Origin of the sequence: Acuticoccus sp. MNP-M23 (genome assembly GCF_031195445.1) — a bacterium.
Classification (GTDB): Bacteria; Pseudomonadota; Alphaproteobacteria; order Rhizobiales; family Amorphaceae; genus Acuticoccus.
This window is the reverse complement of sequence record NZ_CP133480.1, coordinates 4,596,249-4,609,795: the sequence shown is the minus strand read 5'-3', so window position 1 is coordinate 4,609,795 and position 13,547 is coordinate 4,596,249. Positions and strand designations below refer to the sequence as shown.

Below are 13,547 nucleotides of genomic sequence, written 5' to 3'. Positions count from 1 at the left end.
GACCTGCCATCCTCAGGGGATGGCAGAGATGATCAGGAAGGTTGCGAACAGCACGAGGTGGACGCCGCCTTGCAGCACGGTGGTACGCCCGGTTGCGAGCGTTAGCGTGGCGGTGAAGAGGGCCAGTGCCAGAAGCACGATGTCCGCCGAGTCCAGCCCCAGCGTCAGCGGGATGCCGAGCGCCAGCGCGGTCATGGCGACCGCCGGAATGGTGAGCCCGATGCTGGCCAGCGCCGAGCCCAGCGCCAGGTTGAGGCTTTGCTGAAGGTTGTTGCTGCGCGCCGCGTTGAAGGCGGTCACGCCTTCGGGCATCAGCACCACGGCGGCGATGATGATGCCGACGAACTGGCTCGGCAGGCCCGCTGCCGCAACGCCGCGCTCCAGCGCCGGCGACAGCCCCTTGGCGATGAGAACGATGGCCACCAGCGCAACGATGAGCAAGAGCAGGCTGATCAGTGCCGCTCTGGCCGATGGCCTTGCGTGCTCAACCTCGTGCGCGGGCGCATTGGGATCCAGAAAATAGTCCCGATGGCGGAACGACTGGACGAACAGGAACAGGAGATAAAGGAAAAGCGAAACCGCAGCGACGCCGATCAGCTGCCACGTCGAATAATGGGGGCCGGGTTCGGCGACGGTGAAGTTCGGCAGGATCAGCGCAAGCGTCGCAAGCGTGCCGAGCACGCTGAGCGTGCCGCTGGCTGCGTTCACCCCAAAGCCCTGTTCGTGGTGGCGCAAGCCGCCGGCCAGGAGGCAGAAGCCGACAATGCCCGTCAGCACCAGCATCACGGCAGCAAACACGGTATCGCGCGCAATATCCGAGCCCGCCTCCGGTTTGGCGAGCATGATGGAGATGATCAGCGACACCTCGATCACGGTCACCGCAACGGCGAGCAGCATGGAGCCGAAGGGTTCACCGATGCGCAGTGCGATCATCTCGGCATGGTGCACTGCGGCGAACACGGTGCCGCCCAGAAGGGCAGCCGCCAGAATTTCGACAACACCCAGGTCCGACGGGATGATGTGCATGAATTCCAGCACGGCAAACACCATGGCGGCGACGGGGACGACCAGGACCCAAACGGGATTGGAGTGCGCGGGAATGGTTGTTGTCGCGGCGGTCACGCCTGAAATCCTCGTACGGTGGCCGTGATCGTCGCAGCCATCACGGCGGCGCCGTGACGGCGGGTAAAACAACGCAGCCCGGCGGGCCGGGATTGCGCAACAAACGGGGCTTCACCGCGGTTGCACAAGGTCTTTGACGGTTGCGTAGCGCAGTTCATCTGCCAATCGAGCCTTGCAATCATGGCCCGCAAGTCTGGTCCGAAAGTTCAGGCGTTATCACTGGAGATGCTGGCCGGTTCAATGCCGCAATCTTAAAAAACAAGATCAGCTTTCGCTTTCGCGGGCCTGCTCGGCCAGGAAGCGAGACAGCCGCTCACGCACCGCATCGGCCTCACCGGGCCCCCAGTGGCGAAAGCCCTGACCGCTGCGCATGCCAAGGTGCCCCGCATCCAGATGCGCCTGCAGGGCGGGATGGATGCCGGCGGTGTTGTCCAGCGCCGGCGCAATGGTCGCCTGAATGTCCGCGGTCAGCTCAAGCCCCACCAGATCGCACTGCTCCATGGGCCCCAGCACCGACATGCGCCGCCCGAAGCCAAGCTTCACCACATCGTCGATGGTCTTTGCGTCGCAGACACCGTCCGCAATCAGTGCCATCGCCTCTCGCTTCAGCGCGTGGTGCAGGCGGTTGCCGATGAAGCCCGGCACATCCTTGCGCACATGCACCGGGTGCCGGCCGACGGCTTCCAGCACGGCCATTGTGGGGCCGATCGCGTCGCCGTTGATGCCCTCCACCTCGATCACCTCCACGAGCGGAACGAGGTGCGGCGGGTTCCAGAAATGGGTGCCCACCATGCGGTGCGCGGTTTCAAAGCCGTCGCAGATGGCACTGATGGGGAGGGCTGAGGTGTTGGAGGCGAGGATGGCGTCAGCCGGTGCGTGGCGCTCCAGAGCGGCAAAGATCTCGCGTTTGAGCGGCAGTTTTTCGGGCGCGGCCTCGAAGACGAAGGCCGCGCCAGCAGCAGCGTCCGCCAGTTCGGCGCAAAGGCGCACGCGGGCCGGCGCACCCTCGCCCTTGCCAAGGAGGCTGGAAATGGCGGCAAGCCGCTCCGGGGCTGCGGCCAGCGCCTCCGGCACCGGGTCGTGCAGTGCAACATCATAGCCGTTGGCGGCAAACAGCCATGCAATGCCGTGGCCCATCAGGCCGGCTCCGATCACGCAGATGGTGGTCCGGTCGGCTGTTTCGCTCTGCATTGCGCGTTCGCTCATGGGTGGGGGATGGGGTTCACGCTGGCATGTGCGAGCGCCTGCACGCCGCTCAGCGGCAGGCATGGCCCGAAATCGGCGTTGATGCCCAGCGCTTCGTCCAACCGGCCCTGATAGGCGCGGCGGCTGATCTCGGTGGCGCCGAACTGGGACAGGTGATCGGTGATGAACTGGGTGTCCAGCAGCGTGAAGCCGCCGCGGTTGAGCCGCGCGACCAGATGCACCAGCGCCACCTTGGACGCATCGCGCACGGTGGAGAACATCGATTCGCCAAAGAACGCGCCGCGCAGGCGCACCCCGTAAAGGCCGCCCACCAGCTGCCCGTCGAGCCAGGTCTCGATGGAGTGGGCGTGACCCATTTCGTAGAGGCTCGAATAAAGCTGGCGGATGCGCGCGTTGATCCATGTGCGCTGGCGGCCCGGGGCAGGGGCCGCACACCCGTCGAGCACGCCATGAAAGTCTGAATCGACACGCACCTCGAACCGATCCTGCTTCACAAGCCGCGCAAGCCGGCGCGGAATGTGGAACTCGTCCAGCGGGAGAACGCCCCGGCGCTCAGGCTCGATCCAGTAAAGGCCAGGGTCCTCCGCCGATTCGGCCATCGGAAAGATGCCGCACGCGTAGGCTTTGAGCAGGACCTCTGGCGTGATCTCCAGGACAATGTTGTCGGCCCCGCTCATATGGCCTCACTCCTTGGCGAGAAACTTTTCGAGCCAGTGAATATCGTAGTTGCCTGCCAGAATATCCGGATTCTGGATAAGCCGGCGGAACAGCGGCAACGTCGATTCCACACCGTCGACCACGAATTCGTCCAGCGAACGCCGCAGCCGCATCAGACACTCGCTGCGGCTGTTGCCGTGAACGATCAGCTTGCCGATCAGACTGTCGTAATATGGCGGAATTTTGTAGCCCTGATAGACGGCCGAATCGACGCGCACGCCAAGACCGCCCGGCGGGTGGTAGTGGGTGATGGTGCCCGGCGAGGGAATGAAGGTTTCCGGGTGCTCGGCGTTGATGCGGCACTCGATGGCGTGCCCGTGGAAGCTGATGTCGTCCTGCCGGATCGTCAGCGGCTCGCCGGATGCCACGCTGAGCTGCGCGTGGACCAGGTCGAGCCCGGTGATCATTTCGGTGACCGGGTGCTCCACCTGCAGGCGCGTGTTCATCTCGATGAAGAAGAACTCGCCATTGTCGTACAGGAACTCGATGGTGCCGGCACCGCGGTACTTCATGTCCTGCATGGCCTTGGCGCAGGTGGCGTAGATCTCGGTGCGCTGCTCCTCGGTGAGGGCGGGCGAGCGGGCCTCTTCCCACACCTTCTGGTGCCGGCGCTGGAGCGAACAATCACGCTCGCCAAGCGCCACGGCGCCGCCCTGGCCATCGCCCAGAACCTGAATCTCGATGTGCCGCGGCGTGGCGAGATAACGCTCGAGGTAGACTTCGTCGTTGCCGAAGTTGGCCTTGGCCTCGGCCCGCGCGCGCGCAGCGGCCTGGACCACTTCGTCAGGCCCCTTGGCAACGGTCATCCCCTTGCCGCCGCCGCCGGCGCTCGCCTTGATGAGGACCGGATAGCCGACCTCTTCAGCAACCCGCAGCAGCTCTTCGTTGGAGCGGATCGCGCCTTCGGAGCCGGGGACGACCGGGATGCCGAGCGCCTTGGCGGTGCGCTTGGCTTCGATCTTGTCGCCCATGATGCGGATCTGCTCCGCCGTCGGGCCGATGAAGATGATGCCGTGGGCTTCCAGAATATCCGCGAAACGGGCGTTCTCGGACAGGAAGCCGTAGCCCGGGTGGACCGCGTCGGCGCCGGTGATCTCACATGCGGCAACGATGCTCGGGATGTTGAGATAGCTTTCCGACGCCTGGGGCGGGCCGATGCAGACCGATTCGTCGGCAAGGCGCACGTGCATGGCGTCGGTGTCGGCGGTGGAGTGGACCGCGACCGTGGCAATGCCGAGCTCTTTGCAGGCCCGAAGCACCCTGAGCGCGATCTCACCGCGGTTGGCGATGAGGACTTTCTTGATCATCGTCAGCTGATCGCCAGGAGCGGTTCGCCGTACTCGACCGGCTGGCCGTCTTCCACGAACACCTCGCGCACCGTACCGGCGACGTCGCAGATGATCTGGTTCATGGTCTTCATCGCTTCGACGATCATCACGACCTGGCCTGCACGGACCGTATCACCCACTTCGACGAAGGGGCGGCTGCCGGGTTCGGAGGCGCGGTAGGCGGTGCCCACCATGGGGGAGATGACGGCGCCTTCGGGGCGGCCGGCGGGGGCTGACCCGCTGTCGGTGCGCGCGGCGACGGGGGCTGCCGCGGCCGCTGGCATGGCAGGAGCCGCCTGAACGGTGACCTGCCGCGTGACACGAAGCTTCGAGTCGCCTTCGACGATCTCGATTTCGCTCAGGTCATTCTCGTGGAGGAGGGCGGCAAGCGAACGGATTGCTGCCTCGTCGATGTTGGATTGCGCCATTGTTGTTATGCGCGAACAGACGCGCAGTACCCCTTTGTTACCAGCGCGAATGCGCCTCGCGCATCCGCTCGATCACCTTGTGCCCATGCGCTCGCAAATCGCAAGCACGGCCAGCCTGTATGACTGGCTGCCAAACCCCATGATCACGCCCGTCACCGCCGGCGCGATGGCCGAGTGGTGACGGAAACTCTCCCGTGCATGGGTGTTGGACAGATGTGTCTCAATCACCGGCACGTCCATACTACGGATCGCATCATAAAGCGCGATTGAGGTATGCGTGTATGCGCCAGCATTGATGATAACGCCAACAGCGCCTTCATCCACAGCCTGTTGGAGGAATGTGACCAGCTCGCCTTCCACGTTGGACTGGCGCGTGACAAGCCCCAGCCCGTTCTTTTCACACAAGGCCCGGCAATCATTCTCGATGTCGGCAAGCGTTTCGTGGCCGTAGATGGCGGGTTCGCGCGTGCCGAGCCGATTGAGGTTCGGCCCGTTTATGAGGTGGATTGCCCGCATGGTGGCGCCTTCAGCAGGTCGTCTCGCCGCAGCGGGCGGTGTTGATGTGCTCTTTCAGCTCGTCGAACCCGACGGCGCCGTGCGCCACCTTGTTGCCGATCACATAAGCCGGTGTGCCTGAAAGGCCGAGCGCCTTTGCAATATCGTAGCTTTCCTGCATGGCGCTGCGGACGGCCTCGGAGCGCAGCTTGCCGGCCAGCTCGTCGCGCGGCAGGCCCATCTCTTCGGCGATACTGAGGGCGAGTTCACCGTTCGCCGGGTTCGCGGGTGTGCCTTCGGAAAGAAGCCGGTCGTGGAATTCGGGGTAGGCTTCGGGCTTCATCTCGTTGACGAGGACCGACACGGCGGCGGCTTCCACGGAGGGGGGGCCGAGGACCGGGAATTCCTTCATCACGACGCGCAGATTGGGGTCGTCCGCAATGAGGCGTTCGAGGTCTTCCATGGCACGCTTGCAGTAGCCGCAGTTGTAATCGAAGAACTCGACCAGCGTGACGTCGCCATCCGGGTTGCCCATGATGGCGCCATGCGGCGAGTTTTCAAGCGCATCGCGGTAGGTCTGCAGAGAAGTGACAACGGCGGCATCCTGCTCGGCCTGCCGGCGCTGCTGAAGGATGGTGTAGGCCTCTTCCAGCAGTTCGGGGTTGGTCAGGATGTAGTCGCGGACGATCTCTTCCACATCTGCCCGTGCAAGGGGCTCCTGCGCAACTGCCGCGGTGGCAGACATGGTGAGCAGTACTGCAAAGGCTGCGCGCAACATGGGTAACCTCATTGACGTGTGTGTGTTGCTTGTGACTAGCGCGCGGCCGTTCTCCACAGAAGGAGAAAGCCGCGCGCTGCGCTCACAATCGATTGATGCAGCGATCCGGGGGAAGCGCCCGCTCAGAAGAACGAGCGGCGCTGCCACCAGCCGCGACGCTGTTTCGGCGCGTCGGCTTTCGCCTCCGGCGCAGCCTTGGGCGGGGTTTCGTCCTCGGCGTCCGCCTCGGCTTCATCCTCGGCGGCAGCGCCGTTGCTGGCGTCGGCCTCCGCAGTCACCTCGACGATCTCGATTTCTCGCACGGGGCTTGCGGCAACCGGGGCGCTCTCGGGCTCCGCGGCGGCTTCACCTTCGGTTTCGCCCTCGGCGGCCACCTCGTCTTCGCGACGATGGCGACGGCCACCGCGGCGACCACGGCGGCGGCGGTTGCGGCGGCTATCGTCGTCGCCGTCACTGTCGGCATCGCTGTCGTCGGCGGCGCTGGCATTCTCGCTGTCGCCATCGTCGTCGCTTTCGGAGACAGCGGCCACCGGAGCGCTGGTTTCAGCCGGTGCGTTGTCCTGCGCCGCCGCGTCGCGGTTCTGGCTGTCGGACGAATTATCGCCCTGCTGGTCGGCATTGTTGTCGCCGCCGCCACCACCGCGGCGCCGCCGGCGCCGACGCCGCCCGCGCGACGAACGCTCGCCGGACCCTTCGGCCTGCGTCGTCTCTTCGGCAGCGCTCGTGGTCTCGTCCTCTTCGTCGTCGCTGGAATCGTCGTCCATCTCCACGGCGTCGGGCGCAATCTGCGCGGTCGGCTGGGCGATGGAGGTATCGCGGTCCGCGATGTCGCCGTTGACGATCTCCATATGCTGGCCGGAGAGGTTCTCGTCGGCGTGAACGCCGATGGTCAGGCGGAACCGCTCCTCAAGCCCGTTCAGATGGGTGCGCTTCTGGTTGAGGATGTAGAGCGCCACCGCCGACGATGTGCGGATGGTGAGATGGTGATCGGAGTGCTTGAGGAGGTGCTCCTCCAGCGCGCGCAGGCAATAGAGCGCCACCGACTGGGTGGAGCGCACATGGCCCGTGCCGCCGCATTCCTCGCAGGTCACCATCGAGGTTTCGACCATGCCCTGGCGGATCCGCTGGCGGCTCATTTCCATGAGGCCGAACGGGGAGATGCGGCCCACCTGGATCCGCGAGCGGTCCATCTTCAGCGCATCTTTCAGGCGCTTCTCGACGGCGCGGATGTGGCGCTTGTCATCCATGTCGATGAAGTCGATCACGATGAGGCCGGCAAGGTCGCGCAGACGCAGCTGGCGGGCCACTTCGTCGGCGGCCTCCAGGTTGGTCTTGTACGCGGTATCCTCGATGTTGCTCTCTTTGTTCGACTTGCCCGAGTTGACGTCGATGGCAACCAGCGCCTCGGTCGGGTTGATGACGATGGAGCCCTTGGCAGGCAGCGTCACCGTGGGCGAGAACATCGCGTCCAGCTGCGATTCCACACCGTAGGCGGTGAAGACCGGCGTTGCCTCGCGGTAGGGCTTCACGTTCTTGGCGTGGCTGGGCATCAGCATCTTCATGAAGTCCTTGGCTTCACGATAGGCCGTTTCGCCCGACACCTGAATCTCCTCGATCTCCTTGGAGTAAAGGTCCCGGATGGCGCGTTTCACGAGGTTGCCTTCCTCGTAGACCAGCTCCGGTGCGATGGACTTCAAGGTGAGGTCGCGCACGCTCTCCCAAAGGCGGATGAGGTATTCGAAGTCGCGCTTGATCTCGGTCTTGGTGCGGGCTGCGCCTGCGGTGCGCAGGATGATGCCCATGCCTTCGGGCACTTCCAGCTCGGAGACGAGCGACTTGAGGCGCTTGCGGTCCGCATTGTCGGTGATCTTGCGGCTGACGCCGCCGCCGCGGTTGGTGTTGGGCATCAGCACCGAATAGCGGCCGGCGAGCGACAGGTACGTGGTCAGCGCAGCGCCCTTGGTGCCGCGCTCTTCCTTGACCACCTGCACCAGCAGGATCTGCTTGCGCTTGATGACTTCCTGGATCTTGTAGGTTTTGCGCGGGGCGCGGCGGCGGCGCTCGGGCACCTCTTCCAACGCGTCGTCGCTGCCCATGGAGGTGAGGTTTTCCTCGGCCTCGTCACCGGAATCGTCATCGCTGACCTGCGGGTCGGCAAGGCCGGTGTCGGACTTCTTGGTGGTGGCCTTGCGGGTCCGCGGCTTCTTGGCCGGGGCGGCATCGTCCGTTGTCACCTTGGTGGTGCGGCGGCGGCGCTTGGGCTTTTCCGGCTCGGCTTCGGGTTCTGCCTCGGCTGCCGCTTCGGTTGCCGGGGCGCTGTCGCCCGCAGCCGCTGCGGTGTCGTCCGCCGGTCCGTTGTCCTTTGCCGGTTCGGCCGGAGCGGCGCTCGACTCGACGGTTTCGGGCTCGACGCTCTCGACGGCGGCGATGGCGTTGGCGCCGTCTTCGGTCACCGGCGCCGCGTCCGCTTCGCGCGCTGCGTCATCGGCGGGCGTGTCGCTCTCGGCGGAGACCGCGTCGTCGCTGCTGCGCGACGAATTGCGCGAGCGGCTGCGGCGTGCTTTCGGCTTGGGGGCGGGCTCGGGCGCTTCGTCTTCTTCCAGCTCGGCGAGGAGAGCCTGCCGGTCCGCCAGCGGGATCTGGTAATAGTCCGGATGGATTTCGGAGAAGGCGAGGAAGCCGTGGCGGTTGCCGCCATATTCGATGAAGGCGGCCTGGAGCGAGGGTTCGACCCGCGTCACCCGCGCCAGGTAGATGTTACCGCGAAGTGGACGCTTGCTCGCGGCCTCGAAGTCGAAGTCTTCCACCTTCTTGTCGCGCAGGACGACCACACGGGTCTCCTCCGGGTGGATCGCATCGATCAGCATCTTGTTGGACATTGAAGTGCTCCTGCGCTCGCGAGGCGCGGCGGACGATGTCTCCGCACGGCGCGTTCAAGCGAGCTTGTCTGTTCTGACTGGAAGCGCTGCGCTGGCGGCCCGTCGAAGCGGGCGCCATCTGCGGCGCGAAGAAAAGCGGGGCGTCCCGGAGGGCGGGACCCGCAGGAAAAGGCGGCCGTGATGCGGCGCGCTTTGGGAAAGCCAGGCGCGACGTGCACGCGGCAAAAACGGGAAGGGCGCGCAAACGCACCACCGAAAGGTCGAAACCAGCGGCGCAGGCAAGGTGCGGGAAGGCCGCCACCTTTATGCTGCGGGCTTGGGTTTGGACCATCTTGTTGTCGTCCTTTCGCGCCGAAGTGCTGCGCAAGGAAGCGGCAGGGCGCCGCCAAAACTGTAAATTGCCAGCCTCCGCAGTGCCGGATCACGGCCTGTCGCAAAGCTGGCGGGATCGAAAATTCCGCCGGGGGACAATCATGCGCGGGAATGCGACGTTTGCCCGGACCTTGAGTCTTTAACGCAAGGGGCTTACCGCAAGGTATCGAGAAAGTCAGGTCTTCACAATACGATTTGTATGCAGCGGCACGCAATGACAAGCGACCGGCACCTCGTGCGACACTTTCCTAACCAAATTGCGGCTCAATACGGGCGAGGCGAACCTTCCGCGGCGCGTTCACCTGCGGTTTCGCCTCGTATGTTATAAGCACGCAACGTCCTGTTGGAGTTCAGATGGTTCCGAATCGGCCCGTTGCCAGTCTGGCATCCGTATTCCTGCTCTTTGCAGCCGTGCTGTGCAGTGTTGCCGCCAGCCCGGCGGCTGCAGACGTGCGGGCCTCCGCCGCGGCATTCAGTGCCAACGCGGATGCCACGCGATTCGTGCTGGAGCTTGACGGCGAGACATCGCACCGCGTGTTCGTGGTGGACGAGCCGGCGCGGATGGTCATCGATTTTGACGGGGTCGCCTTCGAGCTGGAGGAGGCCGTCAGCGGCGCCGGCGTCGTGTCGGGCTGGCGCTATGGCCCCCTCGGGCCAGACACCAGCCGCATCGTCTTCGACCTGAACCAGCCGGCGCTTCTGGCGCGGGACTTTTTCCTGCCCGCCATGGCAGGGCGTCCGGGCCGTCTGGTGCTGGACATGAAGCGCGTCAGCCAGGCCCGCTTCGCCGCAGCCGCGCGCAATGCAGTCGCCAATCTCAACGCGCCGCTGCCTGCGGTCGACCCGTCCGACGAGATCGTGGTCGTGCTTGATCCCGGTCATGGGGGGATCGACCCCGGCGCCGTGGCCCGCGACGGCATTCTCGAAAAGGAAATTGCACTCGCGTTCGCCAACCGGCTGCGCGACCACCTTGAGGAAGTCGGCGGCCTGACGGTGCATCTCACCCGCAGCGACGACCGCTTCCTGTCACTCAACCGCCGCATCCGGATTGCCCGTGCGTACGGCGCGGACCTGTTCATTTCCATCCACGCCGATGCAGCCCCGCAGGACTATGTGGAGGGCGCCACAATCTACACCCTGTCGGAGCGGCCGTCCGATGCGCAGGCTGCCGCGCTGGCCGCGCGCGAAAACCTGGCCGATCAGGTGTCCGGTGCCGTCGAGCCGGACCTTCAGGAAGACGTCAGCGGCATTCTGGCCGATCTGATGCGCCGCGAAACCAAGGCCTTCAGCCTCACCTTCGCGGACAATGCGGTGGGTGCGCTCGCCCCCGTGATGAAGATGAACTCCAACCCGCACCGCTACGCGCGCTTCCGCGTCCTGATGGCGCACGACATGCCTTCGGTCCTGCTGGAGCTTGGCTACCTGACCAACGAGGACGACGCCCGCCGCCTCAAGGATGTGACGTGGCAGGACGACGCAGCGATAGCCTTGCGTGATGCTGTCGCGGACTTTTTCAATCTGCCGCTGAACGGGCGGCAGGTCGGGCGGGCCGATGCAACTCGCACCACTCAGTAACACGGGGATCTGTGCAATGCGCTTGAAGCTCACGGCCATTTCCAGTACCCGAACTGTCCATGGGACAAGCGACGGGCGGCACTGCGAAGAGACGCGGGCCGTACGCAGAGCCGGTGGGCGCAAACGGAGCGCCCGGGCCGCAACCCTTCTTGGAGGCGTGTGACCGTGATTAGACTTCTTGTCGGCTTCCTCGGCTATCTGGTTTCAATTGGTTCCGTCATGGGAATTCTGGTTGCCGCTGGTATCGGCATTTACATCGCCCAGATGTCGAGCAGCCTGCCCAGCGTGAACAAGCTGCGCGACTACGAACCCCCTGTGATGACGCGCATCCATGCCGCCGATGGATCGATGGTGGCCGAATATTCACGCGAGCGGCGGCTGTTCCTGCCGATCCAGGCAATTCCGGTGCGCATCCGCGATGCGTTCCTGTCGGCCGAGGATTCGGGCTTTTACGAGCACTCCGGTGTCGACCCGCAGGCGATCATCCGCGCGCTGCTCACCAACCTGCGCAACCGCGGGTCGGACTCGCGGCCCGTCGGCGCCTCCACCATCACCCAGCAGGTGGCCAAGAACTTCCTCCTCACCAACGAGGTCAGCTACGAGCGCAAGGTGAAGGAGGCGATCCTGTCGCTGCGCATCGAGGCCGCTTTCTCCAAGGACGAGATCCTGGAGCGTTACCTCAACGAAATCTATCTCGGCCTCGGCGCCTACGGCGTTGCCGCCGCAGCGCTCGTCTACTTCGACAAGTCGGTCCACGAACTGTCGCTGGCGGAAACCGCGTACCTTGCCGCGCTCCCCAAGGCGCCCAACAACTACCACCCGTTCCGTGAGCCCGAGCGCGCCATCGAGCGCCGCAACTGGGTGCTGGAGCGGATGATGGTGGACGGCGTCATCACGCCCGAGGAACACCGCGAGGCGGTGGCCGAGCCGCTGCGCGTCAAGCCGCGCGGCCGGTCGCAGTTCTTGTTCGCGTCGGAGTATTTTGCCGAAGAAGTCCGCCGCGAGCTGATCGACCTTTATGGCGAGGACAGCCTTTATGGTGGCGGCCTGTCGGTCCGCACCTCGCTGGATCCGGAGCTGCAGGAAATGGCCCGCAAGGCACTGATGGACGGTCTGACGAAGATCGACATTCAGCGCACCGGCTGGCGCGGTCCGGTGAAGGAGCTGGAGAACTTCACCGCCGATGCAGACTGGGGGCCGGTCATCGACGCGGTTTCGCCGCTGGCTGACGTGCCGGAATGGCAGGTGGCCATTGTCCTTTCCGTCAATGGCAATGAGGCCGACATCGGCCTGCGGCCGGGGCGGGAAGTGTGGGGCGCCATTTCCACCAGCCGGGACCGCGGTCGCATCACGTCGGCGGACATTCCGTGGCGGCGCGGTACGCGCGACGGGTCGGAGCGCTACCGCGGCATGAGCCGTGTGAGCGACTTCGTGTCGCCCGGCGATGCCGTCTATGTGCAGAAATCACCCGAGGGCGGCGACCGCTGGACGCTGCGCCAGTTGCCGAAGATCCAGGGCGCCATTCTGGTGATGGACCCCCACACGGGCCGCGTGCTTGCCCTTCAGGGCGGCTTCAGCTTTGCCGCGTCCGAGTTTAACCGCGCCACGCAGGCCTACCGGCAGCCGGGCTCCTCGTTCAAACCGTTCGTCTATGCCGCAGCGCTCGACAATGGCTACACGCCCGCGTCCGTCATCCTCGACGGGCCGATCGAAATTGTTGCCGGCAACGAGATCTGGCGGCCCAAGAACTACGGCGGCAAGTTTGCCGGTCCGTCGACCCTGCGCGTCGGCATCGAACGCTCGCGTAACGTGATGACCGTGCGCCTTGCCAAGGACATGGGTATGCCGCTGGTGGCCGAATATGCCGAGCGCTTCGGCATCTATGACGATCTGGGCCTGTTCCTGCCCATGTCGCTCGGCGCGGGCGAAACCACCGTCAAGCGGCTGGTCGGCGCCTACTCGATCATCGCCAATGGCGGCCAGCGCCTCCAGCCGACGCTGATCGACCGCATTCAGGACCGCCACGGCCGCACCGTGTTCCGGCATGACAACCGCCGCTGCGACAGCTGCAATGTGCTCGCCTGGGACCAGCAGACCGCACCGACCCTGATTGACGAGCGCGAATATGTGCTCGACCCGATGACCGCCTACCAGATCACCTCGATCATGGAAGGCGTGGTCCAGCGCGGCACGGCAACCCGCGTCAAGGCACTGGGCCGTCCGGTCGCCGGCAAGACGGGCACCACCAACGACGAGAAGGATGCCTGGTTCGTCGGCTTCACGCCGGACATGGTGGCCGGCGTCTTCGTGGGCTACGACGATCCCAAGCCGATGGGCCGGGGCGCCACCGGCGGTCAGCTCGCCGCGCCGATCTTCCTTGAGTTCATGCAAAATGCGCTGGATGGCTCGCCGGTGGTGGATTTCCGCCCGCCCGAAGGCATCAAGCTCATCCCCATCGACCGGGTGTCCGGCCGCCAGGTCTCCGGTTCGGGCCCCGGTGTGATTCTGGAAGCGTTCAAGCCCGGTACCGCGCCCGGCGACACGTTCTCGATCATCGGCCTCAACGACAATGCCCCGGCAGAGCGCCGCATCACGCGCGAATCGGAACGGGCGGTTCTGTCCGGCACCGGCGGCCTCTACTAGTATG

At 65.2% G+C, this 13,547-nt stretch carries 10 protein-coding genes; 2 read left to right on the top strand and 8 right to left on the bottom strand.

Annotation, left to right across the window (positions count from 1 at the left end; translation table 11 throughout):
- Positions 1-12: 12 nt before the first annotated feature.
- From RDV64_RS21200 to RDV64_RS21165, 8 genes are all read right to left on the bottom strand, one after another.
- The gene (locus RDV64_RS21200) at positions 13-1,050 is read right to left on the bottom strand and encodes a calcium:proton antiporter (RefSeq protein ID WP_375143843.1); all 1,038 of its coding nucleotides are present in this window, start codon (positions 1,048-1,050) and stop codon (positions 13-15) included.
- Positions 1,051-1,386: 336 nt separating this feature from the next.
- Positions 1,387-2,313 (bottom strand): 3-hydroxyacyl-CoA dehydrogenase NAD-binding domain-containing protein, encoded by a 927-nt coding sequence (locus tag RDV64_RS21195; RefSeq protein WP_309196959.1) that lies wholly within the window; start codon positions 2,311-2,313, stop codon positions 1,387-1,389.
- An 11-nt stretch (positions 2,314-2,324) separates the two neighbouring features.
- On the bottom strand, positions 2,325-3,005 hold the full coding sequence (aat, locus tag RDV64_RS21190) for a leucyl/phenylalanyl-tRNA--protein transferase (protein WP_309196958.1): 681 nt from the start codon (positions 3,003-3,005) through the stop codon (positions 2,325-2,327).
- A gap of 6 nt (positions 3,006-3,011) precedes the next feature.
- Entirely contained in the window at positions 3,012-4,358 is a 1,347-nt protein-coding gene (gene accC / locus RDV64_RS21185) for an acetyl-CoA carboxylase biotin carboxylase subunit (protein ID WP_309199566.1), read from the bottom strand.
- A complete protein-coding gene (accB, locus tag RDV64_RS21180; RefSeq protein ID WP_309196957.1) occupies positions 4,355-4,801 on the bottom strand; it encodes an acetyl-CoA carboxylase biotin carboxyl carrier protein in 447 nt (148 codons plus the stop codon). Before accB ends, accC begins: the two co-directional genes overlap by 4 nt.
- A gap of 72 nt (positions 4,802-4,873) precedes the next feature.
- Positions 4,874-5,317: a type II 3-dehydroquinate dehydratase gene (gene aroQ / locus RDV64_RS21175; RefSeq protein WP_309196956.1), complete on the bottom strand. Its 444-nt coding sequence runs from the start codon at positions 5,315-5,317 to the stop codon at positions 4,874-4,876.
- A 10-nt stretch (positions 5,318-5,327) separates the two neighbouring features.
- Positions 5,328-6,041, bottom strand: coding sequence for a DsbA family protein (locus tag RDV64_RS21170; RefSeq protein WP_309196955.1), 714 nt, complete (start codon positions 6,039-6,041; stop codon positions 5,328-5,330).
- Positions 6,042-6,196: 155 nt separating this feature from the next.
- Positions 6,197-8,953 carry a ribonuclease E/G gene (locus RDV64_RS21165; RefSeq protein WP_309196954.1) on the bottom strand — a complete coding sequence of 919 codons (2,757 nt, stop codon included), beginning with the start codon at positions 8,951-8,953 and terminating at the stop codon, positions 6,197-6,199.
- A gap of 726 nt (positions 8,954-9,679) precedes the next feature.
- Between RDV64_RS21165 and RDV64_RS21160 the strand changes: the two genes are divergently transcribed.
- Complete coding sequence (locus RDV64_RS21160) at positions 9,680-10,900, top strand: N-acetylmuramoyl-L-alanine amidase (RefSeq protein ID WP_309196953.1); 1,221 nt, start codon at positions 9,680-9,682, stop codon at positions 10,898-10,900.
- 219 nt (positions 10,901-11,119) lie between these two features.
- Entirely contained in the window at positions 11,120-13,543 is a 2,424-nt protein-coding gene (locus RDV64_RS21155; protein WP_309199564.1) for a penicillin-binding protein 1A, read from the top strand.
- Positions 13,544-13,547 lie beyond the last annotated feature (4 nt).